Here is a 26,892-nt window from a genome sequence, read left to right as displayed (position 1 = left end):
GTCTCTCCAAAAGCCACCGTATCCGACCTAGCACTGCGGCTATGCACTCTCCCTTATCAAGACGCCGAGCGCCTGCGACATATGGAAGCGGAACCGCCCCGAGGCCCTTTCGGACCCCGGGGTGTTGGCTGATCCGTGACGGAAATCCCGGCTTGGCGAGCCTTACTTGGCGTCGCGCTTGGGGGCGTTCTTCACGTACTTGTTCATCCACTCGACCATTTCCCAGAGGGTGTGCTTGGTCGACTCCATCGCCCGGTAGCCGTGCGCCTCGTTGGGCAGGGTCACGTAGCGCACGGTCGCGCCCGCGCCCTTCAGCGCGGCATAGAAGCGCTCGCTCTGGATCGGGAAGGTGCCCTGGTTGTCGTCCGCCTCGCCGTGGATCAGCAGGATCGGGTCCTTGATGTTCGGGGCGTAGGTGAACGGGCTCATCTTCGTATAGGTGTCGGTCGCCTCCCAGTAGGTGCGCTGTTCGGCCTGGAAGCCGAACGGCGTCAGGGTGCGGTTGTAGGCGCCCGAGCGGGCGATGCCGGCCCGGAACAGGCGCGTGTGGGCCAGCAGGTTGGCGGTCATGAACGCGCCATAGCTGTGGCCGCCGACGGCGATCTTGTCCCGGTCAGCCACGCCCATCGCCACCACCGCGTCGACGGCGGCCTGAGCGTCGGCCACCAGCTGCTCGACATAGGTGTCGTTCGGCTCGGCGCCGTTCTGGCCGATGATCGGGAAGGCCGGGTTGTCGAGGATCGCATAGCCCTGCGTCAGCAGGAACAGGTGGCTGATGCCGCCCGGACGGGTGAAGCGGTTGCCCTCGTCGACGGTCTGGCTGGCGACGCTGGCGTCGGTGAACTCGGCCGGATAGGCCCACATCAAGAGCGGCAGCGGGCCGTCCTTGGCCTTGTCGTAGCCGGCGGGCAGGTAGAGCACGCCCGACAGGGTCACGCCGTCGGCGCGCTTGTAGGTGATGGTCTGCTTGGTGACGCCGGCGAACTGCGGCGCGCGGTCGGGGAAGCTGGTCAGGGGCTTGGCCTTGGCCCCCTTGGCGACCGCGTGGATGAAGTAGTTCGGCGCATCCTTGGCGCTTTCGCGGCGCGTGATCACGGTCTTGCCCGCCTCGTCGGCGAGGCCGACCGGGGCCTCGTAATACGGCGCTTCGGCTTGCCACAGCTTGGTGGTCTTGCCATCGGCCAGGGCCATGCGGCCCACGAACGGGAACTCGCCCTTGGCCGAGGCGCCGTCGCCGAACACGAACACCGCCTTGCCGTCCGGCGTGAAGTGCAGCAGCTCCTCGCCATGGGCGTCGCGGCGGGTCACCGGGCGGCCCGGATCGTTGTAGCGGTCCTGGTAGTTGCGCTCGAGCAGCACGCGGCCGGCGCCGGGCTTGCTGGGATCGATGGCGATGCGCTTTTCGGCGCGGGTCTGCCACCAGCGGCTGGTCAGCAGGGCGAAGTCGCTCTTGCCCCATTCGATGCCGCGATAGCGCTGGTCGAGGTCGATCAGCTTGGTCGGGGCGGCCGAGAACGGCGCGGCCAGCATGAAGACGCTGTCGTGCACGGCGACCTTCTTGCGCGGATCGCCGCCGTCCTGGGCCTCGGCCCAGACCAGGGTCGCCGGGGCGTCGGCGCGCCAGTCGACCGAGCGCGGGCCGGTCGAGGTCGCGTCGAAGGCCGGCGGCAGGGTGTCGGCCAGCGGCCGGTCGGCGATCATCTTCACCGGCTTGCCGTCGATGGTCGAGACGGCGATCTCGGTCGGGAACAGGTTGGCCGGGACCAGATAGCTGTAGGGCCGCTTCAGGCGCGAGGTCAGCAGGTACTGGCCGTCGGGCGAGATCGAGGCGCTGGCGATGATCCCCGGCTGGCCGATGGGCGTAGCCTTGCCGTCGGCTAGGCTGACGCGGGTCAGCTGCGAGGTGAAGTAGTAGTCGAACAGCGCCTCGTCATGGGCGTTGGTCAGCACGTCCTGGTAGGTGCGGATCGCCGAGGCGCGCCCCTTGGACTCCTGGACGGTCGGGCCGGTCGGCGTGGTGCTCGCGACCGGCGGCGCGCCGCGTCCCGGGACGATCGTCTGGACGAGCAGGCCCGAGCCGTCCGGCAGCCAGCTGTAGCCGCCGCCGAACACGGCGTTGACCACCGGCTCGGTCACCTTGCGGGCCGTGGCGGTCTTCACGTCGGCGACCCACAGCTCCAGGCCGGTCTTGGCGTCGAGCACGAAGGCCATCTTCGAACCGTCGGGCGCCCAGCTCGGCGCGATGAAGCGCGCGCCGGCGGGCAGGCTGACCGGACGGACCTTGCCGGTGGCGACGTCCTCGAACGCCAGGCTGTTCATCCAGTTGGCGCGGGCCTCGATCGGCCCGTTGGTGCGCGGATTGATGCGATAGCCGGCCAGCCGAAGGATCGGATCGGACACCGCCGCGATCGACGGCAGGTTCTCGCGGCCCAGCTGGACTAGGACCTTGCGATCGGGGCTGACGGCGACGCCCGGCGTCTGCGGCGAGTCGAGGATCTGGGCGATCGGCGCGGGGGGCGTGCGATAGACCTCGGCCGCCACGCTGGCGCTCGTCGACAGCGCAATGAAAGCCACCGAAGCGGCCAGCGCCATGGCGCGCCGCCGGAATGAAGTCTGCATCATCGAGAGCCCCTCAACTGTCGCGCGCCGCCCAACCCGGCGCCTTTCAAAGAGGCATGATTATGCGCAGACCACGAAGAGGAGAACCCATTTTCACCACGAACATCCCGCAAGAGGGGAGCCTGGCGCATTGATTTTCGAACAATCCGCCGAATTTCGATTGCGAGGACGAAACTTCGTTTCTCGCCCGAAATCTTCCGTCCGCCGATCGTCCGCGCCCTGCCTTTTCCTATTTGACGGCGATGAAGATGGGATTGGCGTAGAACCACAGGTCAGACCACGGTTCCTCGCCCAGCGGATCCGGCGACGGCTCACCCTCGGCGCCATTGGTCCCGCGAACCCGGATATAGGTCGGCCCCTGCACGTTCTTGAGCACGTGGACCATCGACAGCACCTCGCCCTCGCGCGCCCAGGACGTGGGGGTGAAGGCGCGGACGACGCGGGTGGTGGGGTTGGCGTCCAGCGCCCGGTCGCGCGCGGGGCCTGTGACCTCGCCCTGGATCAGATCGACCCGGGCGACGCTCGGCGAACGCCCGCCGAAATTCTTGCCCGCCGGATCGCGAACGCGGATCACGAGCGTGACGTCGCTTCCCGCCGGAACCTCCAGGCGCCCGCCGATCTCGGCCTTGCGGCCGCCGGCCATGGCCGTGACGTCCACCTCCGAAACCAGGTCGCCCAGGGTCACGAAGATCCGTCCGTTGCGCAGGCCGTCCAGCACGTCATCGTAGGTTGGCGCAGCCTTCACATAGGTCTTGGAATATTCGCCGGGCCAGAAGTCCTCGCCGCCGTCGGTGTAGTGGCGGTGCGAGTCCGAGGTCGAGGTGATCCACCAGCGGCGCCCTTCGCCCAGCATGGCGTCCCAGAAGCCGCCCAGCCGTGCGGTCATCTGGTCGAAGCCGCCCATGGTCGGGGCGCGTGAATAGCCGCCCCGGTCGCCTTTCGGCTTCAGCGAACCGTCGGGGTTCAGGGCGGACGCCTGGTGGCCAGGCGCGCCCTCCATGCCGACGGCGACGTCGGGCGCGGTGTCGTTCCAGTTCCGCAGCTCGGACGGCGACACCAGGCCATAGCGACCGACCCCGGTCGCGGACCGCGACGGATGGTTGGCGATGACGACGGGCGGCTCCGGCAGCGCCTTCATGCGCCGGAGGGCGTCGAGCATGAACTCTTCCCGGTCGCGCGTCGGATCGGCGGGCCAGGGCTCACGGCGATTATAGCGGCTCTCGATCCCGAACAGCGCGTCGCGCTCCGACGCCGAGCGCGGCAGGATCAGGCTGGAGTGCTCGGCCGCCGGGGTGTCGAGCTCCATGCCCCAGAACTGCAGCACGCCCGGCGTCTCCCGCCGCGATCGCAGGAGCTCCGGATAGGCCTCGTCCCGATTGAGCTTGGAGTGGTTCGGCCCGCCATGGTCGGTAGCCACCATCCAGGTCAGGCCATGCTTGGCCGCCATGCGGGCGTTGGTGGTGATCGGATTGCTGGCGTCCCCGGCCTTGACCAGGATCGGGGGCTGGGAAGGGTCGGCGGCGGGCTTCACCGACACGCTGAACCAGCTGTGGACGTGGTGGTCGCCGGCCAGCCAGCGACGTTCGGAGGCCTTGGCCGGCCGCGCGGCGCGTTGTTGCGGCCCGACCGGCTCTACGGCGTGCCCCGGATGGGCCAACGCCGTCGTCGCCGACAGCACGTCCGCCATCAGGACCATGGCGACGACAGCGCGGGAAACGCCTTGGCGCGTTTTCGAGGAAAGCATGGGCATGACGACGTCCTAGAGCCTGTCCGCGCCCGATGGAAACACCAGAAGCGGCGAAACGGGCTCGATTTCCGACAGCCTGAAGCCCGGCGGCCGCTCTAACCGGCGGTTATGACAATAACGTCCTCCGGCCTCCGCAGACGCTCGCCCCCTGTCGAGGCCGGCCTCCACCGTTCGGGCCCGGCTTCAACCAGCACGCACGCCCAGGTCGCCGCGGCTGGTAGGGACGGTGGGACTCGAACCCACACGGATTGCTCCAACGGATTTTAAGTCCGGCGCGTCTACCGATTCCGCCACGTCCCCATGCTTGTGGCGTAAGGGGTTTCAGAGGCGATCACAAGGCTTCCAGGCTGTATAGCCATCGCAGACCCCCGTCTGGGCTCGGGGACGAACGCGTCGCCGGATAGGCCAGGGGCGCGAAGGTGTGGCCCGCCCGCGACGACGCTGCGTCGCCGCTGATGCGCAAACCTGAGCGCACGCCTGGCCCGGCGGCGGTTTGGTTGGGCAAGTTCCGGTTTTCAATAAGGTAATTGTCAGTCTTCAGCCGCGTTCGATGCGAGTTTGCGCCGCCGGAGGGGCGAACGATTGTTAGGGGGCACGCCGGCTTGGCCGGCCCATCAGATCCCCCGCGGCCGGCGAGTCATCCTGTGTGGTCACTGCGCTTCACCGTGGAGACCCTTAGGAGCAATCGATGTCCACGGCCCCATCCTCGCTGGCGGGACGCCCCGCCGGTCTCGCTCAAGGCCTTCCGCTTGTGGCCCAGGCGGCGCTCCCGACCGTGGGCGCGATGCTCCTGGTCCCCTTGGCGCCGGCGATCGCCGCCGAGATCGGCCCTCGTCCCGGGGCGCAATACCTGACGCCGCTCATCCTGACCGCGCCCTCGATCTGCATCGCCCTGTTCTCGATCCTGGCCGGCGTGCTGGGCGACCGCGTCGGCCGGCGCTGGCCCCTGATCGTCGCCGTGACGGTCTATGGCCTGATCGGCATGGCGCCGCTGGTCCTGAAGGACTTCGCGCACGTCCTGGCCAGCCGCGTCGTGCTGGGCCTGTGCGAGGCGGTGATCATCACCCTCAGCGCGACCATGCTGGCGGACTATTACGACGGCAAGGCCCGCGATCGGTGGTTGGCCAGCATCAGCACGGTCGCCAGCCTGTCGGCCGTGGTGTTCCTGGTCCTGGGCGGGCAGATCGGCGCGCAGTACGGCTGGCGCGCGGCCAGCGCGGTCTATGGTCTGGCGCTGTTGATCGCGCCGGCCATGCTCCTCCTGACCTGGGAGCCGAGCCCCCATCGACAAGCCGCGGCGGCGGGAGAAGCCAAGCCGCGTTTCCCCTGGGCGCACATGGCCGTGACCGGCGCCGTGACGCTGGTCGGCAGCGTCTTCTTCTACACGATCGCGATCCAGCAGGGCATCGCCCTGGCCGCGCTCGGCGTCACCGATCCGGCTCAGATCGGCAAGCTGGCCGCGATCGCAAGCCTGGCCAATCCGCTGGGCACGCTGGTGTTCTGGCGCATCGCCCAGCGCAGCACGCCGACCTTGCTGGCGATCGCGTTCGCCTTGCTGGGCGGCGCCTTCATGGCCATGGGACGCGCCGAGAGCGGCGCGGCCTTCACCCTGGCCGCCTTCGGGGGCCTGTTCGGCGCCGGGCTGCTGCTGCCGACGCTGATCACCTGGACCATGCGGGGCCTGCCGTTCGCCGTCCGGGCGCGCGGAACCGGCGTCTGGCAGACGATGTTCGCCGCCGGGCAGTTCGTGAGCGGATTGCTCGTACCGTTCCTGAGCCGAGCGCTTGGGGACGGGATCTTGTCGGCCTTCTTCGTCATCGGGGTCGTCGGCCTGACGCTGGCCTTGACCGCGGTCGTGCTTCGCCTGCAGTCGGGCGGCCTGGAGCAAGTGGCGCAGTAGGGTCCAGGGCGCGGCGGGCCAGGCATCGCGCCACCCCGCATTCTGGCGGCGCGGCCTGGCTCAGCGCCTCGGCGGTTCAAGTCAGGATGAGGGGGTGAACTCAGGAGATGGGCCGGATCCGTCTCAAGCCTGAAACGGCTTTCGAGCGCGGCGCCGCATCGGGCGCCGCGCTCGCTGTCGCTCGCGACCGATGCGCTCAGCGCGCAGCGCGGTTGGTGACCTTCAGGCCCAGCAGCTCGGCGGCGTTCAGCCCCAGCATCTTGGCCGCGTCGGCCTCCGAGAGCTGGTCGTGGAAGCCGACCGGGTCCGGCTCGGCCATGTCGAACGGGTAGTCGGTGCCCAGGCAAAGGCGATCGGCGCCGTGCGAGCGCACCAGGGCGTCCAGCTGGACCTTGTCGAACACCAGGGTGTCGAGCCACACCTTGCGGAGATAGGACGACGGCTCGCAGCAGATGTGCTGCCGGCAGTCCTCGCGGGCGCGATAGGCGTGGTCCATCCGCCCCCAGTAGCCGGGCAGATAGCCGCCGCCGTGGGCCACGCAGAGCTTCAAGCCCGGGTGGTCCTGGAGCACGCCGCCGAAGATCAGGTGGCTGAGGGCGATGGTCGATTCCAGCGGATTGCCGATGATGTTGTCGAGGTAGTGCTCGGCCAACCGCTCGCCGTGGGTGAAGCCGAGGGGGTGCAGGAACACCAGCACGCCCAGCTCCTCGGCTGCGGCGAAGAACGGGCGGAACTCGGGGTCGGAAAGCTCGCGTCTGTTGATATTGGCGCCGATCTGGATCCCGCGCAGGTCGAGATCCTTCACGCATCGACGCATCTCGGCGATCGCCATTTCGGTGTTCTGCATGGGCGCCGTCCCCAGGCCGACCAGGCGGTCGGGATGCTGGCCCACCGCTGCGGCGACGCCGTCGTTCGTGGCGCGCGCGGCCTCCCTGCCCAGCTCCGGCGGCGCGAAATAGTAGTATTGGCCGGGGCTGGGGCTGATGGCCTGGACGTCGACGCCCAGGCGATCCATGTCGGCGATCCGCTCGGTCACGCCGTTCAGCTTCGGGCCGATCTGGCCGAACAGCTGCTTCATCACCGCCTTGGACGCTGGCGACATGAACCGCAGCGGGTCGGGCGGATCGCTGACCTGGGCGCGGATCACCGCGGCGGCGGCCATGACGTTGAGGTGGCAATGCAGGTCGACCACCAGGTGGCGCCCGCGCTGCTCCACCGGAATAGGCTTTCGCTGCCGATGCTCGCAAAGCGAGATGGTGTCGCTCATGACTTTTCCCGGAAAACAGCGAGGGCGCTGGGGGCTTCCTCTGGTCTCACCACTGGGTCTTGAAGGCGCCCCACGTGGGCTTGCGGCCATGGGTCTCCTCGGCCACGACCTTGTTGGTCTGCCGCCCGAGATAGGTGATGGAGCTCTCGATGACGTCGCCCGGCTTCAGCCAGCGGCCGCCATGGAACGCGCCGTTTCCGGGCGGTGAGCCGCTGAGCAGCAGGTCGCCAGGCACCAGGCGGATGCGCTCGGAGGCGTAGGACAGCACCTGCTCGGGCGTGAAGATCACGTCGCTGGCCGGCCAGTCCTGCATCACCTCGCCGTTCAGCTTCATGGTGATCTGGATCTTCGTGCGGTCGACGAACTGCTTGGGGACCATGAACGGGCCGGTGGGGAAGAAGCCCGGCTGGCTCTTGCTGATCCAGTCGAAGCCCCAGTTGACGTCGGCGCGCCGGAACTCGTCCACGGTGCCCAGGTCGTTGACCATCACATAGCCGGCGATCAAATCACCGGCCTCCTCGGGCGTGGCCAGTCGCGCGGCGCCGCCGACGATGACGCCCAGCTCCAGCTCCCAGTCATGCTGCTCGCCGACCGGCGGCAGCACGACGTCGTCATTGGCGCCGGTCAGGGCCGAGTGAAGGCCCGTCCAGAAATAGGGCATGCCTTCACGGCCGCGACGATCGACCTCGGCGTAGTTGCGCTTGAAGAACGCCTGGTCGTCCTCGCCTTCGCGGCGATTGTGCTGGTTGAACTTGTTGAGCGTCATCATCTCCGCGACGTGCTGGCGGTAGTTGGCGCCGGTCGCCAGGACGTTGGGGTGGGCGACCACCGGCAAGGCGCGAAGGTTCTCCAGGCGCAGTCCCGTCTCGCCGCCCTTCGCCGCCAGATCCGCCAGCTTGTCCAGGCCGTTGGCCCAGTCGTCGAACAGGGCGTGGGTGTCGCGATAGAGGTCGCTGATATCGAACACCGTACCGTCCGGCTGCACCAGGCCCGGGAAGACGCGGCCCTTGTCCTCATAGGTCCCGACGCCGAAGCTGCCGCGGACCAGGCCGGTGGCCTCGTCGATGTTTTCGGGCGGAACAGCCGGGAGCACGCCGGTGTCGAAGTTGGCCTTGTGGCTCATGGGAGGACTCTTGCCTTGAGGAAAATTGGAGGCGCTCAACCCTTGTCGGCCTCGCGCGAGGAGACGGGGTTGATCTGATTATGCGGACACCTTGGCTTGCTTCCACTCGCGTTTGGCGAGCCTTCCGAGGGATGAAAAGATCATTTTTTTCAATTGAATAGGGCCTGTTCGGCGCTTGGCCGCGGCGGCCCGCTCGGTTTGTGTCGGCCCCGCCGGCGGGCGGAAGGAGAGACGGCTCGCGAAGCGGTCGCGCAGGGCGGCGGGCTTGGAACGGCCAGGCTTGGTCCGCGCGGTCGCGGCGAGCGTGATGGCGACGTCGAAGCACGCCGCTTTTTCCGTGAGTGACGTTCGAGAAGCGCGGGCGACCGCCTGCGGCGCAGACGCGCAATCCGCCCGATGTCAGGTCGAAAAATAGGTGGGGCCGACCAGGTCCGGCCGGCACAGCGGCGCGACATAACCTAGGATCGCGCGATGCATGCGCTCCTTGAGATCGAGCGGACCCGCGACCTGGACTGCATCCGACTGGGTCATGGCGCGGACCATCTTGAAGGCGTCCATCGCCACGGTGTGGCGGGCCGAGCCCTGGACCTTATCGGGGTCGAGATAGCGCTCCAGGAGCGCGGCGTTCAGCGCTTCGATCTTCGCCTCGACCGCCGCCAGCGCGTCCGAGCGTGGCAGCCGGTCTTCCTCCTGCTCGAGCGCGCGATGCAGGGCGCCGTCCTCGCCCACGGAGGTGATCGCCACCTCGATTGCGCGAGCGAGGGCGGTGGACAGATCAAGGTCTTCCGTCGTTTCCACGACGACGCGCAGATTGTCGGCTATCCGTTCGTGGACCCGCAGGATCAGGGCGGCCGTCAAGGCGTCCTTGTTGGGGAAGTACTGGTAGAGGGTGCCGATGCTCACCCCGGCCCGCGCGGCCACGGCGTTGGTGGTATAGTGCGCCCGGCCCGCCATCCCGATCAGCCGGGATGCGGCCTCCAGAATGCACTCGATCGTTTGGGTGGAGCGGCTCTGGACCGGCAGGCGTCGCATCTGCACGTTCGGATAGGCGTCGTGGCGTGAATGGGCGGTCGCTGACATTTCAACCTCTTGGGTTTGGGTTGAGACAGGGGCGCCGACCCGCGCTGGAGACGCGCGCCGACGTCGGGAGAGGCGCTCGGGTCCTCGACAGGGTCATGCTTGAGAGGACCTCGTGGCGATCGATGAGCTGATGCTTGAGGACGCCGGCCAGGTGCAGGGCCAGAAGCCCGATCGTCGACAGGCCCATCCACACATGCAGCTGGTGAGCCATGCCGGCGCTGGCCATCGACTGGGTCACCGGCAGGAACGGAACCTCGATGACGCCGATCCATCCGAAGGCGTGGCGCTTGGGCACGGCGGAGCTCAGCCACCAGCCGGTCAGCGGCTGGCCGATCATCACCAGGTAGAAGCCCCAGTGGGTCAGCTTGGCCAAGACCGTCTCCCAGGGAGCGAGCCCGCTTTCGGCGGGCGGTGGCCGGTGCGTCAGCCGCCAGCCCAGGCGCACGAGGCTCAGGCCCAGGATCACGATCCCGACCGGCTTATGCCAATCAAGGGCCTGCCGATGCAGGTCGCCCTCGGTGGCGGCGGCGACGAAGCCAAGGCCAAGATTCACGATGATCATGGCCGCGATCGTCCAATGCAGGACGACTGCGCCGCGGCTGTAGCGCCAGCTCGCCGGCGACGGACGCGCGGCGACATCTTGCAGGACGGGCGTCACGGGCGGAGCGGTGTCTTCGACCATGGGGAAATCTCCGGTGCGGGTCAGGCTTGCGAAGGCGCCGGCCCGGCGAGGTCGGCGGCGAAGCGGTCGCGAAGCTTGGCGAACAGCAGGAAGGACTTGGCCCAATCCTGCTCGGCGGCTTCCGGCTGGTAGGTGGAGGGGCGCTCGGGGAAGGCGTAGGCGTGGCCCGCGCCGGGATGCACGACCAGTTCGATGTCCTGGTCCAGGGCTTCGACCGCGTGTCGCAGCGTGGCTATCTGGTCGGCCGGCATCAGTTGGTCCGACCCGCCCAGCGCAATGTAGATCGGCCCTCGCGCCTGGCCCAGGCGGCGGTAAGGCGCATCCGGCTGGTCGGTGACGGCATAGGTGGGGAAGTGGGCCGCGCCCGCGAAGAAGAGGTCCGGACGCTCGCACATCACGCGCAGGACGTGGCGTCCGCCCATGCAATAGCCCACGCAGCCGACCAGCCCCTCCGCCGTCTTGCCGGCCGTCCGCAGGCCTTCGACGAGCGCGACGGCGTCTTCGATCACAAGGTCGTCGGTCAGGGCCGTCATCAGGGCCACCAGCCGATCGATCTCGGGCTGCGGACGCTCATGCACCGGCGTGCGCGCGTCGAAACTGATGTTCTCGCCGAACCGGTAGTACAGGTCCGGCAGGACCACGTTGAAGCCTTCGCGCGCGTACCGTTCGGCGAACGCCTTGAGCTCGGAGCGCACGCCGTTGACGTCCATGAACATCACCACCAGCGGCCAGGCGTGGGCGGGCTTGGCGGCCGGATGAACGCCATGGACGGGCATGGTTCCCGAGGGCGTGGCGATGTCGAGGCTATAGGCCGTGATTGTCATGGCGGCAGGCTTCCTCAGAGTTCGCGTCCGCGGGTTTCGGGAAGGGCTGTGGCCGCCAGGATCACCACGGCGTAGGCCGCCAGGCTGAGGCCGGAGATCAGCGGCGCCAAAGCCATGCGATCGCCCAGCCAGCCGACGAGGGCCGGCATCAGGGCGCCGAGCCCCCGCCCGACGCTGTAGCAGAAGCCGGTGGCCGCGCCGCGCTGGGCGGTCGGGAACAGCTCGGTCAGGAACGGCGTGGCGCCCACCCCGGCGGCGACGATCAGAACGCCGACGACCAGGCCGGCCGGCATCAGCCATAGGCCGGAGATCGGCAGGAAGACATAGCCCAGGACGGCGGCGGCCGCCGCCAGTGAGGCGAGTTGAAAGCCTCGGCGCCGGCCGAGCCGATCGATGACCGCGCCGCCAAACAGGAAACCGATCAGCGCGCCGAGGCTGTTAGCGATGTAGTTTGCGCCGCTGGCGGGCATGGAGAAGCCGCGCTCGGCGTGCAGGTAGGTCGGCAGCCAGACCACGAAGATGTTCTGCGCGCCGGTCACCCCGGCCACGAGCAGGGTGCCCAGAACCATGCGCGGCGCCAGCTCGCCCGACAGCAGGCGCAGCAGCGACCCGCCCTCGCCATCGCTTCGGGCGCGGGCGTAGGTGGGCGGCTCGGGAATTCCGCGCCGGATGTACAGGACAAAGAGGGCCGGCAGGACGCCCGCCCAGAACAGCCAGCGCCAGGCCTTCTCCGGTGGCAGGAGCGCGAACAGCGCGCCATACGCCAGTGTCGCCGCGATCGCGCCGACCGCGTAGCCGCTCGCGACCGCGCCCATGACCCGCCCGCGCGCCTTGGCGCCGACCGACTCGGCGATCAGCACCGCGCCGACCGCCAGCTCCCCGCCAAAGCCGATCCCTTGGCCGATCCGCAGCCATAGCAACTGCTGGGCGTCGCCGGCGAACCCGCAGAGAAACGTGAACAGGGAGAACCAGAGGATGGTCCACTGCAGCACGCGCACGCGCCCCAGGCGATCGGCGAGCGCGCCGGCCAGGGCGCCGCCGAGCGAGCCGGCCAGGATTGTGCTGCTGGCGATCAGGCCCGCTTCGCCCCGCGACATGCCCCACAGGGCGGCGAAGGTGGGAATGAGCAGGCTGAAAAGGGAGAAGTCGAAATTGTCCAACGCATTCCCGCCGAAGGCGGCGATGAACACCCGGCGCGGGGTTCGCGAGTCGGCTTGGGAATCGACCGTTGTCGGGCCCTGTGTCATGTGCGCTTCCTCTGGCGGGCGGCGTGCCGGAAAAAATCGGTCGCGCGCCTTCTTGGATTCAGCTGTATCAGTTTTTTAAACCGTTTCAATAACCCGTAGATTGAGGAGAAGGCATGGGTAGGCCAGCAGGGGGAAGGCCCAGCAAGATCAGCCATGCCGACGTGCTGGACGCGGCGCGGGCGCTGGGCTTGTCGAGGCTTACGGTCAAGGCCGTGGCGGCCGAACTGGGCGTCAGTGTCCAGGCCCTCTACTACCACGTCAAAGACGTGGAGGAGCTGCGCGACCAGGTGGCCGAGCACCTGATGGAGCCCTTCCCGATGCCCCTGGACGACGGGGCGTCCTGGAGCGAATGGGCGTACCGCTTCGCCCACGATCTTCGCGATTTCTACGAGCGCAATCCTGGTCTGGCCCACCATGCCACCAGCCGGATTCCCCAGACTGTCTCGATGCTTACGCGCTACAACATGTCGATGGTTGTCGCCCTGCGCAGCGGCTTTCGAGAGACTGAAGCCCAGTGGGCGACGCGGGCCGTCGTCGAGTTCGTCTCCTGGTGGGTGGCCCGGGACGAGGCGCGCGTCACCGAGGATGAAAAGCAGCAGTCGGCGTTTCGGCGGAAGATCCAGGAAAAGCGCGACCTGATCCCGCAATTCGCCAAGGCCTTCGAGGCGACCATCTCGATCCCGGCGGCCGTCCGCTTCGACTTCACGATCAGGGCCTTGATCGACGGGCTGTCGAGCATGGCGGCCGCCCTGGCGCCGCAAGGCCCAGCAGAAGAGTCTTGAACCCTCTTCAAAAACTGAGCGAGGATCTGATGGGTTCTACGTTTGCGACGCTAAAAGTCTAATATATTCAACTCTGTAACAGGTCGGTCGACGCCGCGGAAAGGCGAGTTTTTCGCCTTCGGGAGCGGCTCTAGGCTTGTGCGTAACGTCAATCAAATGACGGCCCGTTTTCCGCTGGCGCCGCCGCCGGACCGGTCCTTGCCCCTCACCGGGCCAGCCGGGCTAGCGCAGCGCCCAGGCGGCGGGGAAACAACACAGAGAAGGGGAAACGCCATGAAGGTCACTGCATCGTCCGTCATCGCCCTTGCGACTGCATTCATGTCGGTCTCGTCGGGCGCGGCCTTGGCTGCGGGGCAAGACCGGGCGGCCAGCGCCAACAAGCCCGCCGAACTGGAAGAGGTGGTCGTCACGGCTCAGCGCCGCGAAGAGAGCGCGCAGCGCGCGGCCGTCTCGCTGACGGCGGTGAGCGCCCAGGCCCTGCTCAAGAAGGGGGTCACCGACGTGACCCAGCTGACCCAGCTGGCGCCCGCCCTGCAGGTGGCGCCGGGCGCGGGCCCGTATGACAGCTTCTCGGTTCGAGGCATCAACAACTTCGCCGCCAACGGCTTCGCCGATCCCGCCGTCGTCGTCAGCACCGCGGGCGTTCCGTTGTCCCACCCGACGGGCGCGCATGGCCTGTTCTACGACCTGGAGCGGGTGGAGGTGCTCAAGGGGCCGCAGGGCACGCTGTACGGCCGCAACGCCACGGGCGGCGCCGTCAACGTCATCCCCAACCACGCCCAGATCGGTGACCTGAACGGCAACCTCGACATCGAGATCGGCAACTACAACAAGCGCCATGCACAGGGCGCGCTGAACCTGCCGGTCAACGACAAGCTCGCCCTGCGCGGCGCGTTCCAGGTCGTGGACCGCGACGGCTTCTTCAAGGACGGCACCGGCGACGAGAAGGCCGCCTCCGGCCGCCTGTCGGCGCGCATCGTTCCCAACGACGACGTCATCATCGATGTGGTGGGCGACTATTCGCATGACGGCGGCAAGGGCGCGGGCACGGCCGTCTATGGAACGCGGGACGTGATCGGCGGACCGGTCGGCTCGCTCCACTTCCTGGTGGATCCCTGGATCGGCAATCTCAGCAGCAATCCGACGATCGCCAACATGTACGCGCCGGCCATCAAGCGGAATCCGAACGTCCCCAAGCAGGACAATAACTACTACGGGGTCAGCGCCACGATCTCGTGGGTGACGCCGGTCGGCAACCTGACCATCGTCCCGGGCTATCGCGGCACCGACATCCACTTCATCGGCAACTCGGCCGGCTTCTATGTCGGCGAGGACGCCAAGACCAACCAGAAGTCGATCGAGGCCCGGCTGGCGTCCGGCGGCGACACCAAGCTGCGCTATGTCGTCGGTGGCTTCTATCTCGATGACAAGCTGAACTCGCAGTACCTGACGGAAAACTCCCCGACGGTGATGAGCAATCAGGAAATCCACACCGGGACCGAGACCGCCGCGGCCTTCGGCCAGCTGACCTATTCGTTGAGCGAAACCTTCCGCCTCAGCGGCGGCCTGCGCTACACCCACGAGCGCAAGACGACCAACAGCGTGCGTCGCGACATCGGCTTCGGCGGCACCGCGCCGTTCGACTACGCCAACGCCACGTTCGACCCGTTCCCCGACTTGAAGTCCGGCTTCCAACGCTTCACCACCGTCGGCGACACCAAGTACAACGCCGTGACCTGGAAGGCTGGCGTCGAATGGGATGTCGCGCCGCGTTCGCTGCTCTACGCCAACGTCAGCACCGGCTATAAGGCCGGCGGCTTCTACTTCGGCCCGCCCGGCGACAACGTCTACAAGCCCGAGAAGGTCACCGCCTATGTGATCGGCTCCAAGAACCGCTTCCTGGAGAACCGCCTGCAGGTCAACGCCGAGGCCTTCTACTACCGCTATCGCGACCAGCAGATCCCGCACTTCCGCGTCCTGCCGCCGCCGTTCGGCAACATCTTCGTGACCGACAACGCCGGCACCGCCACGATCAAGGGCCTCGAGATCGAGTCCCAGTTCGCGGTGACCAGCGACACGCTCGTCCACCTCGACCTGCAATATCTGGACGGCCAGTACGACAAGCTGACCTATCCCTCGCCGTTCAGCGTCAGCGGCAACTCGACCTGCGCCTCTCCGGCCAATCCGGCGGGCGGCTTCACGGTCGATTGCAGCGGCCGTGACCTACTGTTGACCCCGACCCTGACCCTGGGCGGCGGGATCGAGCACACCTTCCGCCTGGGCAATGGCGGCGACCTGGTCGCTTCGGTGGACGCCCGTCACGAAAGCAGCCGCGAGACCCAGCTGAACTATCTGCCCGAGACCAAGGCGCCGGCCTACACCAAGACCGACCTGAACCTGACCTATCACGAGCCGAACCGTCGCTGGAGCCTCAGCGCCTACGTCCTGAACGTGACCAACAAGGTGATCTTCGCCCAGACCCAGGTCGGCCGCAGCTACAGCATCGCCAACGGTGGCCCCACCTTCGTCTGGCTGCAGCCGCCGCGCACCTATGGCGCGCGCCTTCACCTCGATTTCTAACCTCGTCACTGGCCGCGCGTCGAAGGCGCGCGGCCGACCTTTTCAATGGGGGATAGCCTCGCCAATGCGCATCGTCGGATTTCACCATGTCAAGTTCGGGGTCACCGACATCGCGACCACCGAGCGGTTCGCGACGGACTTCGGCCTCAAGACGGTCGAAACGCGCAACGGCGTGCTCTACATGAAGACCGCCGGCGGGGACGCCTACAACTATGTCGCCGAGCCGTCGGACGTTCGCCGCTTCCTGGGCATGGCCTTCGCCGTCGAAGACATCAGCGATCTTGAGCAAGCCGTTCGCGACCATGGCGCGACGCCGATCGTCGCGATCGACGGGCCCGGCGGCGGCTACAGCGTCAGCCTGACCGATCCGGAAGGCCAGTGCGTCTGGCTGGTCACGGGGATCGCCGGAGAGCATCTGCCCGTCAGCCACCGCCCCCTGGCCCTGAACGTGCCCGATGCGCGCACGCGCTTCAACGCCGCCCAATCGACGCGCGCTCTGCAGCCCGCCCACCTGTTCCGGCTTGGCCACATCGGGCTCTATGTGAAGGACTTTGCGACCATGGCCGCCTGGTACGAGCGCGTGCTCGGTCTGAAGGCCTCCGACACGATGTTCGCCGGCGAGCCTGACCACAAGATCGCCGGCTTCTTCCGGATCGACCGGGGAGCGGACTATGTCGACCACCACGTGGTCTTCCTGGCCCAGTGGGGCAAGACGGACGCGCACCACATCTCGTTCGAGATCGAGGATTTCGAAGCCCAGTTCATCGCCCATCGCTGGCTGGAGTCGCGCGGCTGGAAGCCGAACTGGGGCGTGGGCCGTCACCCGCTGGGCAGCCACGTGTTCGATGTCTGGTTCGACCCGGACGGCTACCGCTTCGAGACCTTCTCGGACACCGATCTGGTCAACAACCAGCATCAGGGCGGCAATTACGACGTCAAGGAAGCGCAGATGGACCTGTGGAGTTCGGAGTCGCCCGAGCGCTACTTCGCCTGACCGCCAGGTCCAACCCGGCGGGCTTCGACAACCAAGGGCGACCTGATCACCTTCAGCCGTGACTCCCGCACGTGCTCAAGCGCCCTTCAAACTGACGGCGGCCGATCGCTCGGCCGCCGTCCTTTCTTTCGTGTCTGTCGCGGTGGTCGGGAAGGGGCTCAAGCGGCCCGGGTTGCGTCGCCGAGCAGACTGACGGTTCAGATATCGGCGCGAACGACGCGCTGGTCGATGGCGCCGAACGGGCTCTCCTGACCCTCGCGGCCGGCCGCCATGCGGAGCGTGTCGCCGAACGCCATGAAGGGCGTGGTGATGGCTTCTGAGTCCAGCAGCTCGATGCCGCGGCGCTCGGCGATGCAGCTCGAGCCCACCTCGCGGAAATTGCTGTTGGAGACGGTGCCGGACCCGATCAGGGTGCCCGCGCAGAGGTCCCGCGTGGCCGCCGCGTGCGCGATCAGCTCGTGGAAGCCGTACTCCATGTGGCCGCCCTCGGGCGCGCCGAACAGGGCGCCATTCCACCAGACGCGCAACGGCAGCTGCACGCGGCCGTCGCGCCAGTCGTCGCCCAGCGCGTCCGGGGAAATCGCGTAGGGGGCCAGCGAACAGGCGGGCTTGGCCTGGATCCAGCCGAAACCCGTCTTCATTTCGATCGGGGCGATGGCCCGCAGCGACCAGTCATTGATCTGCACGATCAGGCGAATGTGCTTGGAGGCGTCTTCGGCGCGCGTCCCCATCGGCACGAAGTCGGTGATCACCCCAAACTCGCCTTCGAAGTCGATCCCGCCGTCCTCGGACGGGAAGGCGGCGTCTTCGGTGGCGGACAGGAACCGGTGAGACAGGCCCTGGTACATCAGCGGCCGGCCCTCCGCAGGCGCGGCCACGCCGAACAGGCGCTCCATCAGCAACCGATGGCTCGGATAGGCCGAGGCGTCGAGCCACTGCCAGGTTCGGGGCAGGGGCGCGGCGAGCTTCTGACCGGCCAGGGCTTGACCGCCGCCCTCAGCCAGCCGCTCGACGACACGGGCGATCGCGCTCTCGGCGCTGGCCCATTGCTCCAGGGCGCCGAGCAGCGTCGGATGACCCGGCACGGGGGCGTAGCGTTCCCCGTCCTGGGAGATGACCACCAGAACGCCGTCGGGTCCGGCGTGGTCGAGCGTGGCGAGTCGCATGGTTCTACGTCCTTCGGCGCCGCGCGCCGGTCAGTTGCCGTCGGTGATCAGCGTGCCGCCGTCGATCACCAGGGTTTGGCCGGTGATGAACGCCGCGCCCGGCCCCGCCAGGAACAGCGCCGCGGCGGCGACTTCCCAGGGCTCGCCGATCCGCCGCAGCGGGGTCAGCGAGAGGCGGCGTTCGGCGGCGGCGGGCGCGTTCAGGATGGCGTCCGCCCAGCTGGTGTTGATCAGGCCGGGCGCGATGGCGTTGGCGCGGATGTTCTGGGGCCCGTATTCGACAGCCAGGTTGCGGGCCAGCTGGATCACGCCGGCCTTGGTCACGCCGTAGAGACCCAAGGACTTGTTGCCGCGCAATCCCGCCAGCGAAGCGGTCAGAACGATCGATCCGCCGCCGTCGCGGGCCATGACGGGCGCCAGGCGCGCGCTCAGGGTCATCGGATGCAGCAGGTTGACGGCCAGCAGATGGTCGCGGTCGGCGTCGGGGATCGAGCCCATCGGGCCCGGGGCGCCGGAAACGCCGGCGTTGCAAAGCAGCGCGTCGACGCCGCCCAGTTCGGCCTCGGTAAAACCGGCGAGCGCCTCCAGCTCCGAAGCGCGCGCGACGTCGCAGGTGAAGGCCTGCGCCCTGGGCAGGCTCGCCGCCAGGGCCACGCAGGCCTCGGCATCCTGACTGGCCAGGACCAGGCGGGCGCCGGCTTCGGCGCAGGCCTGGGCCATCGCCGTTCCGATGCCGCCGGTCGCGCCGGTGATCAGAACGCGTTTGTCTTCCAGCCCGAAATAGCGTTGCAGGCTCATAGCGAGGTCCACACCGCTTCGATCAGGCCGGGCAGATCCAGGTCATCGCGGAAGCCCAAGGCTTCGGCCGCATCGGCCGAAAGGTCGGGATAGCGCCCGAACACCTGATCGGTGAGCGGGTCGGGGTCGTAGCGGACCGCCTCGAGCGACGAGAAGAGCGCCGCGGCCAGCTTTGCGGCCGAGCAGCGGAGCGCCGGCAAGGTCAGGCTTCGGCCGTCGAGCGCCGGCAGGTCCAGCGCGTGCAGGAGGTTGCGCGCGGCGCGATCGGCCGACATCAGCCAGAACGTCGCCTCGCGGCTGACGGGGAAGGTGAACGGCTCCCCGGCCTTGGCGGCGTGGAAGACGTCGCTCATGAACGCCGACTTGAGGCCGGTCGCCCCGCGCGGACGCGCCACCACGCCGGGCAGGCGCAGGGAGAGCGTCTGGATCTGGCCGCGACGGTGCAGGTCGGACAGGCCGATCTCGGCCATCCACTTGTGGGCGCCGTAGCTGATGCTGGGCGCAGGCTGGGCGTTGTCGTCGACGGCGCCGTGGAAGCCGCCCAGCACCGCGATCGAGCTGGCGAAGACGAAGCGAGGTCGGGCGCCGTCGCGGGCCTGTTCCGCCAGCGCCTCGGCCAGGGCCATCGTCATGTCGAGATTGACCCGCCGCGACAGCGCGACATCGCGCTCGGCGCTGGCCCCCGGCAGCGACACCAGGTGCACGATCTTGTCGACTCCCTGAACGGCGCGCGCGCGGACGTCTGGGTCGAGCAGATCGCCGGTCAACACCTCGAACCGGCCGGTGGGAAGGTCCGCGGGCGGGGCGACATCGACCAGCCGCACGTCCTGCCTGTTCGTCTCGGCCAGGCGTCGAACGATCGCCTGGCCCACGAAGCCGGCGGCGCCCGTGACGAGCAGGGTCATTCCAGGCCGTCCGTGAACACGCCGTCGATCAGCACGAACGCGATGCGGCAGGGCTTGTCGGAACGGTTGATCCAGCCGTGGTTGGTGCCGCGCTGGATCACGATGTCGCCGGCGAACGCCGTCACCTCGCCCTCGTCGACCAGCAGGGTGATCTCGCCGGAGAGCACGATCCCGTAGTCGATCGAGCGCGTGCGGTGGAAGCTGGCGTGACGGCGCTTGGCCTCGTCGACGTGCGCGTCCGCGCCGCCAATGCGCTCGAAGATCGTCGAATAGTCGGTGTCGGACTTGTCCGGCGGAATGTCGAGGACCCGGATGCGCGTGCCGCCCGGCGGCGGGGCCAATGTCAGCTGCGCCTCGCCCGGCTCGGCGTCGTTGCGGTCGATGATCGCCGGCGTCTGCGGCGTGTTCCAGACCTCGTAGAAGACGAGGCCTTCCTCGCCCAGATTGTCGAAGACCCGAGTGGGTGGCGCGTCCGAGGCGATCACCGCCCGGTTGTCGCTCGTATGGCCCGTCACGATGCGGCGGAACGGCGCGCCAGGTTCAGTGCTCATGGAAGCGACTCCCTACTGTTAGGCTTGGTCCGGCCGCGGAGGGCCGACCCGGCGTTGCGCGGTTTCGACCGGCGCGCGCAACAGCCTGTCGGCCCGATTATGAAGCCTCGCACGCGCCCTCAAACTCGCGTTTGGCGCGGCGACAAGCGAGCTAAAAGTCGCTTTATTTCAATATTTTGTGACCGATTCAGCTCACCCGGACCGCAGGGCGGTCAGGTTTCCTCGGTTTTCCCGCCCCTGTCGGCCATCGCCCGGAAGAGCGTGAAGCGCCTAGATCATGGCGCCCTTTCCACTTAAGGTGGAAATTCCTACTCAAGTTCGCGCGCCAACTGAATCGACGCGTGCGAGTGTAATACCCATTTCTCCGCCGCTCGACTCCCGCCAGAATTGCAGAGTTTCCTGAGGAGGGCCTCGGCGTATGCGGCGATCGGCCTGCGGGCCTGATTGGTCGATGCGCCCAAAGCGCTCCTCGTCCGGAGAACGGCTTGCCCGGTCGCCGGGCGCGGCTACTGTCCGTCCTTTGTTGCGTTCGAGTGCTATCCCATGGCTGAAGACAAGACTCCCGATCCCGTCGACATCCACGTCGGCCGCCGGCTGCGCATGCGCCGGAAGGATCTGGGCTATTCCCAGCAGGCCTTGGCCGACGCCTTGGGGCTGACCTTCCAGCAGGTGCAAAAGTACGAGGGCGGGGCCAACCGGATCAGCGCCAGCAAGCTGCACGCGACGGCGATGTTCCTGAAGACGCCGATCGGCTTCTTCTTCGAGGGCCTGGACGACCCGGAAGGCGCCGACAGCACCGCCGCCGACCTCGCCAACGAGATGGCCGCGTTCTGGTCGACGCCGGGCGGCCCCGAGCTGGCCCGCGCCTATGTCGGCATCGGCTCTGCGGCCATGCGCCGTCACCTGGCCGACCTGGCCAAGGCCATCGCCGACGACGAGTAGGGGGCGTTGCGCCTCCTCCCCCATCAATAAACAACCGTCATTCCCGGCCTTGTTGTGGGAATGACGAAGATGAGGTGGACGTTTAGGTAGTGTTTGCCCGCTAGGCCGGGACCTCCACCCGCTCGATATTCTTGGCGCCGGCCTCTTCCAGGGCCGCGACCAGCTCTTCCACGGCCGCGTCCAGCTCGGCCGCGTCGCGACCGCGCAGCACCAGGTTCGCGCCATAGACGTCCGGCGGCGAGAAGAACGGATAGCTGCCTAGCGACATGTCCGGATGGGCCTTGGCGACGGCCTCCAGAGGCGCGGCGATGACGCCCTCGCCGGTGCCGGTCACCCGCACGGTCTTGCTCAGCACCACCGCTCCGGTCCGCAGGCGCGGGCCGACGTCTTCGAGCATGCCGCGCATGATCGCCGGCACGCCGGCCAGGACGAAGACGTTCTCCTTCTGGAAGCCGGGCGGGCCCTGCACCGGGTTCTTCACCAGGCTGCCGCCTTCGGGCACGTGGGCCATGCGGCGGCGGGCGGCGTTCGGCTCGCCCCAGCGCTCGCGCAGCATGGCCATGATCTCGGGATGCTCGGGCGCGGTGACGCCAAAGGCCTTGGCGATCGAGTCGGCGGTGATGTCGTCGTGGGTCGGGCCGATGCCGCCGGTGGTGATTACGTAGTCGTACTTGGTGCGCAGGGCGTTGACCGCGTCGATGATCTCCTGCTCGACATCGGGAACAACGCGCGCTTCGCACAGGTCGACGCCGTAGGTCGCCAGGTACTTGGCGATGGCCGCGAGGTTGGTGTCCTGGGTGCGGCCGGAGAGGATCTCGTCGCCGATGATCATCACCGCCGCCGTCACGCGCTCGCTTTTGATGGCCGTCATCGCCCGCATCCCCTACATCGCCGTTGTTCTTCGAGGATCGACTTAGGCTTCGCATGCTGCTCCCGCAACCGCTCGTTCGCGGCCGCCTGGTGTCGCGCTACAAGCGCTTCTTCGCCGACCTCGTGCTGGATGACGGACAGGCGGTCACGGCCCACTGCCCCAACCCCGGCGCCATGCTGGGCCTGAAGGCGCCCGGCCTCGTCGCCTGGGCCTCGAAGTCCGACGATCCCAAGCGCAAGCTCGCCTACACCCTGCAGATGGTCGAGCAGGGAAACACCCTGGTCGGCGTCAACACCCTGCTGCCCAACAAGCTGGTCGCCGAGGCCCTGGCGGCCGGCGCGATCCCGGAACTGGCGGGCTACGACACCGTCCGCCCCGAGGTGAAGTACGGCGAGGCCAGCCGCGTCGACTTCCTGCTGACCAGCCAGAGCCGCCCGCCCTGCTGGCTGGAGGTCAAGAACTGCCACTTCTCCCGCGTTCCAGGCCTGGCCGAATTCCCCGACTGCAAGGCCGAGCGCTCGACCCGGCACCTCTCCGAACTGGCCGCCCGCGTGGCGCTGGGCGAGCGGGCCGTCGTGTTGTTCGTCGTCCAGCGCGAGGACTGCGAGGCGTTCCAGGCCTGCGCGGATCTGGATCCGGCGTTCGCGCGGGGGCTGGAGGCGGCGGCGAAGGCTGGCGTGGAGGTGCTGGTCTATGCCTGCGCGATGGGGACGGAGGCGGTGCGGATTGAGCGGCGGATGCTGTGGACAACCCCCACCTAACACCGATTTAAGCTGCATTCCGCGCCGCTCGCGGTACCCCTTCACGCACCCGCGCGAGAGGGGCGCGGCGGTGGGGGAAGCGTATGAAGAGGACCGTGCTGGCTCTGGCCGTCCTGGCCGTGGCGTTGTCGGGGTGCGGCCGCGCCGACCCGAACAAGCCCGAGGGCAAGATGATGACCGGCCTGCGGGTCGCCTTCGCCTTCAAGACCTGCACCTCCGAGCTTCGCGAGCGCTTCGCCCTGAAGGAGATCGAGGGCGTCAATTCCGACGACATGGACCCGCGCCCGACGGGGCGTCCGGGCGAATGGGACGTCAAGTTCACCGCCGACGTGACCGAGAAGGGCTCGGGCCGGGTCACGCGCTACGAAGGCGTGTGCCACGTGCGGCGCGACAAGCCGACCTGGCTGGACGCGCGCTTCATCAAGGAGATCCACGCGGGCGACGGCGTGGTGCGGCGCGTCACGCCGTAGCCTTGCCCCCGTGACACTCTTGTCCGCCAAAGGCTTGAAATCCGTGCTAGGATGGCGAGATACGCCTTTCACAGACTAGATCGCCGCCTTTGCGCGGCGACGCGCCCCGAGTAGAGCATGACCCTGGACACCGCCCTCGAGATCGAAGCCGAAACCCGCACCGGCCAGATCAAGATCCACAAGCCGGAAGACTTCGAGGGCATGCGCCGCGCCGGCAAGCTGGCCGCCGAGTGCCTGGACATGCTGATCCCGCACGTCCAGCCGGGCGTCTCGTCCGACGAGCTGGACCGGCTGGCCCGCGAGTTCATCCTCGACCACAAGGCCCTGCCCGCCTGCCTCTATTATCGCGGCTATCCCAAGACGGTCTGCATCTCGCGCAACCACGTGGTCTGCCATGGCATTCCCGGCGACTGGAACCTGAAGGAAGGCGACATCGTCAATATCGACGTGACCGTCATCGTCGACGGCTGGCACGGCGACACCTCGCGCATGTACGGCGTCGGCGAAGTGGGCCCGCGCGCCCGCCGCCTGGTCGAGATCACCTATGAAGGCATGAAGCGCGGCCTGGAGGCCGTGAAGCCCGGCGCCACCCTGGGCGACATCGGCTACGCCATCCAGTCCTATGTCGAGGCCCAGCGCTGCAGCGTCGTGCGCGACTTCTGCGGCCACGGCCTGGGCAAGGTGTTCCACGACGCCCCGAACATCCTGCACTTCGGCCGCCCCGGCCAGGGCGCGGTGCTCAAGCCCGGCATGTTCTTCACCGTCGAGCCGATGGTGAACCTGGGCAAGCCGGCCGTGAAGGTGCTGCAGGACGGCTGGACGGCCGTGACCCGCGACAAGTCGCTGTCGGCCCAGTGCGAGCACTCGATCGGCGTGACGGGAGACGGCTACGAGGTGTTCACGGCCTCGCCGGCCGGCCTGTTCCAGCCGGTGATCCTGGGCGGTTAGTCGCGCTTGACCTGCAGCGAGCTTCTTGTGAAGCTCGCCCTATGCGCGACTGGAAGCCCGGCAGCCCCTTTAGACAACGCCTTGGCGTGCTGGCGCTTCTGATCACGTGGGCCGCAATCGCCGCCTGGTGCTGGCTGCGCTTTCACGACGGCGCGATGACGCACCAGCGCTTCGTGATGGCTCAAGCTGGCGTGGCGTTTCAGTTCGTCCCGGCGATTGGCTACGCCTTGTGGAGATCGCGGACGTTGCACGCGCAACGCCACCGCCAGTTTCTTGCTCGACAATCCTGGATTGATTTGACCTAATATCACCCTCAAGAGTCGAGGGACGGCATGGTCAGCGTTTCATCCCTGACGATCTCCGACGGCGCGTCGGACGCGCCGCCAGCCCCCGCTCGGTCCAAGCCCGTCCGCAAGTCCGCCCACGCCTACCACCTGGGTCACCGGGAGCGGCTGCGCGAGCGCGCCGCCAAAGGCGGGTTCATCGCCCTGCCCGACTATGAGCTGATCGAGCTCTTCCTGTTCCGCACCTTCCCGCGCGGCGACGTCAAGCCGCTGGCCAAGGCCCTGCTGACGCGGTTCGGCTCGCTGGACGGGGTGCTGGGGGCCACCGTGGAGGAACTGCGCACGGTGCCGGGCGTCGGCGAGGCGGCGGCCATGGACCTGAAGCTGCTGCACGAGGTCACGCTGCGCGCCGGCCGCGACAAGATCGCCAAGCGGCCGGTGATCTCGTCCTGGAGCGCGCTGCTCGGCTATGTCCGCGTGGCGCTGGCCAACGAGTCGCGCGAGCAATTTCGGGTGCTCTTCCTGGACAGGAAAAAAGCGTTCCGCGCACACGGCATTTTAGGGCTCGCTTAGCGCAGGCTGGCATTTCGCGGCCGCTAAGTAGGAGCATGACCCAGCTTTTTCTGATCTGCCCTAACTGCCGCACGATGGTCGAAGCCACCAAGCAAATGCAGCTTTGGACCGCCTGCTCATTTGAGTGCTTTGCCGCTCGCAATCCCAACCACACCATCAACAAGGCGAGGAATGGAAAGCAGCTTCGGCTGAGTGATGACTTGGCGCGAGAGGTCTATCTGGCCGGTGGCAACTGCACCGAAATCGGTCGCCGATACGGCATCACCCCTGCCCAGGTATCCGCGATTAAGACCGGTCGTTGGTATTCAAGAGTCACGGGCGCGACATTCGCGCCTAGGAGGACGTGGAAGAAACACTCCGAAGGCGCTGCTTAGAACAAGGGAAGCTCGAAGCGTTCCTCGTGGACGATCAGCACCAGCAGGTCCCGTTGGCGCTTGTAGTAGACCGGCACGCCACGGAAGTAGGTTTCACCCGACTTGCGCTGCACAAGCGAACCCTCGGGCGAGAAGTCCTGAACCATTTGGTCGACCAGCGCATCCAGGAAGTCTTCGGTTTGCGTTTGCATGTGCATCTCCTTGTTCAATGGAGATACAGCCGCGTAGGATTTTTACGACCTAAGATCCTGTTTTAATTCACTTTTTCTGGCTGACGCCATGAGTCTATCTGCGTAGATCAATCAGGGCCGCAATTCCGCGGCTCGTGAGGGACCTATGACGACGATTGATGCGGCTCCGATCCGCACGCTCAACGACCGCTTCCGCAAAGACATGGATGTCAGCCTTGGCCGGTGGGTGATTACCCGTGGCGTCAACGACAAGGGCGCGCTGTTCGTGCAGCGTGCCTGCCGTGCTGTTCGCGAGTTCGACCAGTTCAACAACGGCAACGATCCGCACCGCGAACACGACTTTGGGCGCGTGACTGTCGATGGCGAAACCGTCCTCTGGAAGATCGACTACTACGATCCAGCCTTTGAGTTCGGCAGCGAAGACCCCTCCGATCCAAGCAAATGCCGCCGCGTCCTGACGGTGATGTTAGCCGAAGAATTCTGAACCCAATCCGCGCACCGGAGCCCCGCCACGAGCGGGGCTTCGCCATTGCAGCGCTATCGAAACACGACCTATGGTGGGTCAAAGTCTGGGGAACCAATCTATGAGACGCATTGCCCTGTTGTGCTCGATCGCCAGTGTGGCGCTCGCATCCGGTGCCGTTGCTGCACCTCAAAAAGCACCAGCTAAGAAGCCCGCTCCGGCCGCTGCCAAGCCTGCTCCCAAGCCCGCACCCGTAGCCGCTCCCATTCCTGCTCCCGCCCCGGCTCCCGCTCCCTGGAAGCCCGCTGCTTATCCGGGTTCGGGTGCGCCTCTGCCGGCGAACTACAAGGGCGCCGATGCTCTCCGCTTTCTCGACATCCTGACCGCAGCCGAGAAAAAGCAGGAGAAGGACGAGTTCGAGACGACGGCGGCCTACGAAGCGCGGATGGCCAACGCCACCGACATCATCGCCCCAATCGAAATGCAGACGACCTACGCATTCCAGATGGAGGTCGGATACAAATACGACGCCGACGCTCAGGCCTTCATCTTCGGCAAGGAATACGGAGACGAGTGCTCCTCGACCAGCTACTCGACCGACAAGGGCACCTTTATCTGCAACCTCAAGACCGCCCTGGAGCCGTCTGAGAAATACCAAGCCCAGAACGGCTATGGTGATCCTCCCTCGTTTCAGTGGACACCCATGCTAGCTTTTCGGAGCTGGAGAGGAGTGTCTGATGAACGTGAAGC

The 26,892-nt window shown here is 67.4% G+C and carries 26 protein-coding genes, 1 tRNA gene and 1 pseudogene; 13 read left to right on the top strand and 15 right to left on the bottom strand.

The annotated features are described in order from the left end of the window. Positions 1-162: 162 nt before the first annotated feature. The 3 genes from DI526_RS08395 to DI526_RS08385 form a co-directional block, all read right to left on the bottom strand. Positions 163-2,622, bottom strand: a complete 2,460-nt coding sequence (locus tag DI526_RS08395) for a prolyl oligopeptidase family serine peptidase (protein WP_304276467.1) — start codon at positions 2,620-2,622, stop codon at positions 163-165. Positions 2,623-2,848: 226 nt separating this feature from the next. Then, positions 2,849-4,369: a phosphoesterase gene (locus DI526_RS08390; protein ID WP_304276466.1), complete on the bottom strand. Its 1,521-nt coding sequence runs from the start codon at positions 4,367-4,369 to the stop codon at positions 2,849-2,851. Positions 4,370-4,581: 212 nt separating this feature from the next. Beyond that, positions 4,582-4,666 (bottom strand) — tRNA-Leu (locus DI526_RS08385). Positions 4,667-5,054: 388 nt separating this feature from the next. Here DI526_RS08385 and DI526_RS08380 point away from each other — a divergent pair. Then, positions 5,055-6,266: an MFS transporter gene (locus DI526_RS08380; RefSeq protein WP_304276464.1), complete on the top strand. Its 1,212-nt coding sequence runs from the start codon at positions 5,055-5,057 to the stop codon at positions 6,264-6,266. A gap of 196 nt (positions 6,267-6,462) precedes the next feature. On the opposite strand, the gene DI526_RS08375 is transcribed toward DI526_RS08380, so the two are convergent. The 6 genes from DI526_RS08375 to DI526_RS08350 all read right to left on the bottom strand — a co-directional run bounded on the left by DI526_RS08375 (position 6,463) and on the right by DI526_RS08350 (position 12,489). After that, positions 6,463-7,533, bottom strand: coding sequence for an amidohydrolase family protein (locus DI526_RS08375; protein ID WP_304276463.1), 1,071 nt, complete (start codon positions 7,531-7,533; stop codon positions 6,463-6,465). A 46-nt stretch (positions 7,534-7,579) separates the two neighbouring features. Next, a complete protein-coding gene (locus DI526_RS08370; RefSeq protein ID WP_304276462.1) occupies positions 7,580-8,656 on the bottom strand; it encodes a fumarylacetoacetate hydrolase family protein in 1,077 nt (358 codons plus the stop codon). A 399-nt stretch (positions 8,657-9,055) separates the two neighbouring features. Next, on the bottom strand, positions 9,056-9,736 hold the full coding sequence (locus DI526_RS08365; protein ID WP_304276460.1) for a TetR/AcrR family transcriptional regulator: 681 nt from the start codon (positions 9,734-9,736) through the stop codon (positions 9,056-9,058). A 1-nt stretch (position 9,737) separates the two neighbouring features. Then, positions 9,738-10,418 carry a cytochrome b gene (locus DI526_RS08360; RefSeq protein WP_304276458.1) on the bottom strand — a complete coding sequence of 227 codons (681 nt, stop codon included), beginning with the start codon at positions 10,416-10,418 and terminating at the stop codon, positions 9,738-9,740. Between the two features lie 20 nt (positions 10,419-10,438). Next, positions 10,439-11,242 carry a dienelactone hydrolase family protein gene (locus tag DI526_RS08355; RefSeq protein WP_304276456.1) on the bottom strand — a complete coding sequence of 268 codons (804 nt, stop codon included), beginning with the start codon at positions 11,240-11,242 and terminating at the stop codon, positions 10,439-10,441. 14 nt (positions 11,243-11,256) lie between these two features. After that, entirely contained in the window at positions 11,257-12,489 is a 1,233-nt protein-coding gene (locus DI526_RS08350) for an MFS transporter (protein WP_304276454.1), read from the bottom strand. A 113-nt stretch (positions 12,490-12,602) separates the two neighbouring features. Between DI526_RS08350 and DI526_RS08345 the strand changes: the two genes are divergently transcribed. From DI526_RS08345 to DI526_RS08335, 3 genes are all read left to right on the top strand, one after another. Further along, positions 12,603-13,271, top strand: coding sequence for a TetR/AcrR family transcriptional regulator (locus DI526_RS08345; RefSeq protein ID WP_304276452.1), 669 nt, complete (start codon positions 12,603-12,605; stop codon positions 13,269-13,271). 273 nt (positions 13,272-13,544) lie between these two features. Beyond that, entirely contained in the window at positions 13,545-15,851 is a 2,307-nt protein-coding gene (locus DI526_RS08340; protein WP_304276451.1) for a TonB-dependent receptor, read from the top strand. Positions 15,852-15,915: 64 nt separating this feature from the next. Then, positions 15,916-16,845: a VOC family protein gene (locus DI526_RS08335; protein WP_304276449.1), complete on the top strand. Its 930-nt coding sequence runs from the start codon at positions 15,916-15,918 to the stop codon at positions 16,843-16,845. A 197-nt stretch (positions 16,846-17,042) separates the two neighbouring features. On the opposite strand, the gene DI526_RS08330 is transcribed toward DI526_RS08335, so the two are convergent. Genes DI526_RS08330 through DI526_RS08315 form a run of 4 tightly spaced genes read right to left on the bottom strand, consistent with a single transcriptional unit; the run spans position 17,043 to position 20,265 of the window. Further along, on the bottom strand, positions 17,043-18,011 hold the full coding sequence (locus DI526_RS08330) for a fumarylacetoacetate hydrolase family protein (protein ID WP_304276447.1): 969 nt from the start codon (positions 18,009-18,011) through the stop codon (positions 17,043-17,045). Between the two features lie 30 nt (positions 18,012-18,041). Continuing rightward, positions 18,042-18,809 carry an SDR family NAD(P)-dependent oxidoreductase gene (locus DI526_RS08325; protein ID WP_304276445.1) on the bottom strand — a complete coding sequence of 256 codons (768 nt, stop codon included), beginning with the start codon at positions 18,807-18,809 and terminating at the stop codon, positions 18,042-18,044. Beyond that, positions 18,806-19,714: an NAD-dependent epimerase/dehydratase family protein gene (locus tag DI526_RS08320; protein ID WP_304276443.1), complete on the bottom strand. Its 909-nt coding sequence runs from the start codon at positions 19,712-19,714 to the stop codon at positions 18,806-18,808. The genes DI526_RS08325 and DI526_RS08320 overlap by 4 nt, the downstream gene beginning before the upstream one ends. Further along, complete coding sequence (locus DI526_RS08315) at positions 19,711-20,265, bottom strand: cupin domain-containing protein (protein ID WP_304276441.1); 555 nt, start codon at positions 20,263-20,265, stop codon at positions 19,711-19,713. Before DI526_RS08315 ends, DI526_RS08320 begins: the two co-directional genes overlap by 4 nt. A gap of 543 nt (positions 20,266-20,808) precedes the next feature. Between DI526_RS08315 and DI526_RS08310 the strand changes: the two genes are divergently transcribed. Continuing rightward, on the top strand, positions 20,809-21,207 hold the full coding sequence (locus DI526_RS08310; RefSeq protein ID WP_304276439.1) for a helix-turn-helix domain-containing protein: 399 nt from the start codon (positions 20,809-20,811) through the stop codon (positions 21,205-21,207). A 100-nt stretch (positions 21,208-21,307) separates the two neighbouring features. Here the strand turns inward: DI526_RS08310 and DI526_RS08305 are convergent, their stop codons facing one another. After that, positions 21,308-22,078: a competence/damage-inducible protein A gene (locus DI526_RS08305; protein WP_304276438.1), complete on the bottom strand. Its 771-nt coding sequence runs from the start codon at positions 22,076-22,078 to the stop codon at positions 21,308-21,310. 53 nt (positions 22,079-22,131) lie between these two features. Between DI526_RS08305 and sfsA the strand changes: the two genes are divergently transcribed. The 6 genes and pseudogenes from sfsA (at position 22,132) to DI526_RS08275 (ending at position 25,488) form a co-directional block, all read left to right on the top strand. Then, positions 22,132-22,839: a DNA/RNA nuclease SfsA gene (gene sfsA, locus DI526_RS08300; protein ID WP_304276436.1), complete on the top strand. Its 708-nt coding sequence runs from the start codon at positions 22,132-22,134 to the stop codon at positions 22,837-22,839. Between the two features lie 83 nt (positions 22,840-22,922). Then, complete coding sequence (locus DI526_RS08295) at positions 22,923-23,309, top strand: hypothetical protein (protein WP_304276434.1); 387 nt, start codon at positions 22,923-22,925, stop codon at positions 23,307-23,309. A 117-nt stretch (positions 23,310-23,426) separates the two neighbouring features. Next, complete coding sequence (gene map / locus DI526_RS08290) at positions 23,427-24,257, top strand: type I methionyl aminopeptidase (RefSeq protein WP_304276432.1); 831 nt, start codon at positions 23,427-23,429, stop codon at positions 24,255-24,257. Between the two features lie 41 nt (positions 24,258-24,298). Continuing rightward, positions 24,299-24,562: a hypothetical protein gene (locus tag DI526_RS08285; RefSeq protein WP_304276430.1), complete on the top strand. Its 264-nt coding sequence runs from the start codon at positions 24,299-24,301 to the stop codon at positions 24,560-24,562. A gap of 27 nt (positions 24,563-24,589) precedes the next feature. Continuing rightward, positions 24,590-25,075, top strand: a pseudogene (locus DI526_RS08280) (RadC family protein); the annotation flags it as partial. 74 nt (positions 25,076-25,149) lie between these two features. Beyond that, positions 25,150-25,488, top strand: a complete 339-nt coding sequence (locus tag DI526_RS08275) for a hypothetical protein (protein ID WP_304276428.1) — start codon at positions 25,150-25,152, stop codon at positions 25,486-25,488. Here DI526_RS08275 and DI526_RS08270 read toward each other — a convergent pair. Further along, the gene (locus tag DI526_RS08270) at positions 25,485-25,679 is read right to left on the bottom strand and encodes a hypothetical protein (RefSeq protein ID WP_304276426.1); all 195 of its coding nucleotides are present in this window, start codon (positions 25,677-25,679) and stop codon (positions 25,485-25,487) included. The genes DI526_RS08275 and DI526_RS08270 overlap by 4 nt on opposite strands. 145 nt (positions 25,680-25,824) lie before the next feature. Here DI526_RS08270 and DI526_RS08265 point away from each other — a divergent pair, with 145 nt between their 5' ends. Continuing rightward, positions 25,825-26,163 carry a DUF3768 domain-containing protein gene (locus tag DI526_RS08265; RefSeq protein ID WP_304276424.1) on the top strand — a complete coding sequence of 113 codons (339 nt, stop codon included), beginning with the start codon at positions 25,825-25,827 and terminating at the stop codon, positions 26,161-26,163. A gap of 100 nt (positions 26,164-26,263) precedes the next feature. Next, positions 26,264-26,892 (top strand): hypothetical protein (locus DI526_RS08260; protein ID WP_304276422.1); only part of this gene is annotated, 629 nt, incomplete at its 3' end.

The organism is Caulobacter segnis (assembly GCF_003243465.1).
GTDB classification, from domain to species: domain Bacteria; phylum Pseudomonadota; class Alphaproteobacteria; order Caulobacterales; family Caulobacteraceae; genus Caulobacter; species Caulobacter segnis_A.
This window is presented reverse-complemented; position numbering and strand designations above follow the sequence as displayed.

Excerpts from the sequence above, each read along its gene's own strand:
- DI526_RS08330 (WP_304276447.1), bottom strand. The coding sequence starts at position 18,011 with ATGCGACTCGCCACGCTCGACCACGCCGGACCCGACGGCGTTCTGGTG.
- DI526_RS08275 (WP_304276428.1), top strand. The coding sequence starts at position 25,150 with ATGACCCAGCTTTTTCTGATCTGCCCTAACTGCCGCACGATGGTCGAA.
- DI526_RS08320 (WP_304276443.1), bottom strand. The coding sequence starts at position 19,714 with ATGACCCTGCTCGTCACGGGCGCCGCCGGCTTCGTGGGCCAGGCGATC.
- DI526_RS08265 (WP_304276424.1), top strand. The coding sequence starts at position 25,825 with ATGACGACGATTGATGCGGCTCCGATCCGCACGCTCAACGACCGCTTC.
- DI526_RS08335 (WP_304276449.1), top strand. The coding sequence starts at position 15,916 with ATGCGCATCGTCGGATTTCACCATGTCAAGTTCGGGGTCACCGACATC.
- DI526_RS08390 (WP_304276466.1), bottom strand. The coding sequence starts at position 4,369 with ATGCCCATGCTTTCCTCGAAAACGCGCCAAGGCGTTTCCCGCGCTGTC.
- DI526_RS08295 (WP_304276434.1), top strand. The coding sequence starts at position 22,923 with ATGAAGAGGACCGTGCTGGCTCTGGCCGTCCTGGCCGTGGCGTTGTCG.
- DI526_RS08355 (WP_304276456.1), bottom strand. The coding sequence starts at position 11,242 with ATGACAATCACGGCCTATAGCCTCGACATCGCCACGCCCTCGGGAACC.
- sfsA (WP_304276436.1), top strand. The coding sequence starts at position 22,132 with ATGCTGCTCCCGCAACCGCTCGTTCGCGGCCGCCTGGTGTCGCGCTAC.
- map (WP_304276432.1), top strand. The coding sequence starts at position 23,427 with ATGACCCTGGACACCGCCCTCGAGATCGAAGCCGAAACCCGCACCGGC.
- DI526_RS08375 (WP_304276463.1), bottom strand. The coding sequence starts at position 7,533 with ATGAGCGACACCATCTCGCTTTGCGAGCATCGGCAGCGAAAGCCTATT.
- DI526_RS08340 (WP_304276451.1), top strand. The coding sequence starts at position 13,545 with ATGAAGGTCACTGCATCGTCCGTCATCGCCCTTGCGACTGCATTCATG.
- DI526_RS08395 (WP_304276467.1), bottom strand. The coding sequence starts at position 2,622 with ATGATGCAGACTTCATTCCGGCGGCGCGCCATGGCGCTGGCCGCTTCG.
- DI526_RS08310 (WP_304276439.1), top strand. The coding sequence starts at position 20,809 with ATGGCTGAAGACAAGACTCCCGATCCCGTCGACATCCACGTCGGCCGC.
- DI526_RS08360 (WP_304276458.1), bottom strand. The coding sequence starts at position 10,418 with ATGGTCGAAGACACCGCTCCGCCCGTGACGCCCGTCCTGCAAGATGTC.
- DI526_RS08370 (WP_304276462.1), bottom strand. The coding sequence starts at position 8,656 with ATGAGCCACAAGGCCAACTTCGACACCGGCGTGCTCCCGGCTGTTCCG.
- DI526_RS08365 (WP_304276460.1), bottom strand. The coding sequence starts at position 9,736 with ATGTCAGCGACCGCCCATTCACGCCACGACGCCTATCCGAACGTGCAG.
- DI526_RS08345 (WP_304276452.1), top strand. The coding sequence starts at position 12,603 with ATGGGTAGGCCAGCAGGGGGAAGGCCCAGCAAGATCAGCCATGCCGAC.
- DI526_RS08305 (WP_304276438.1), bottom strand. The coding sequence starts at position 22,078 with ATGACGGCCATCAAAAGCGAGCGCGTGACGGCGGCGGTGATGATCATC.
- DI526_RS08350 (WP_304276454.1), bottom strand. The coding sequence starts at position 12,489 with ATGACACAGGGCCCGACAACGGTCGATTCCCAAGCCGACTCGCGAACC.
- DI526_RS08325 (WP_304276445.1), bottom strand. The coding sequence starts at position 18,809 with ATGAGCCTGCAACGCTATTTCGGGCTGGAAGACAAACGCGTTCTGATC.
- DI526_RS08270 (WP_304276426.1), bottom strand. The coding sequence starts at position 25,679 with ATGCAAACGCAAACCGAAGACTTCCTGGATGCGCTGGTCGACCAAATG.
- DI526_RS08285 (WP_304276430.1), top strand. The coding sequence starts at position 24,299 with ATGCGCGACTGGAAGCCCGGCAGCCCCTTTAGACAACGCCTTGGCGTG.
- DI526_RS08315 (WP_304276441.1), bottom strand. The coding sequence starts at position 20,265 with ATGAGCACTGAACCTGGCGCGCCGTTCCGCCGCATCGTGACGGGCCAT.
- DI526_RS08380 (WP_304276464.1), top strand. The coding sequence starts at position 5,055 with ATGTCCACGGCCCCATCCTCGCTGGCGGGACGCCCCGCCGGTCTCGCT.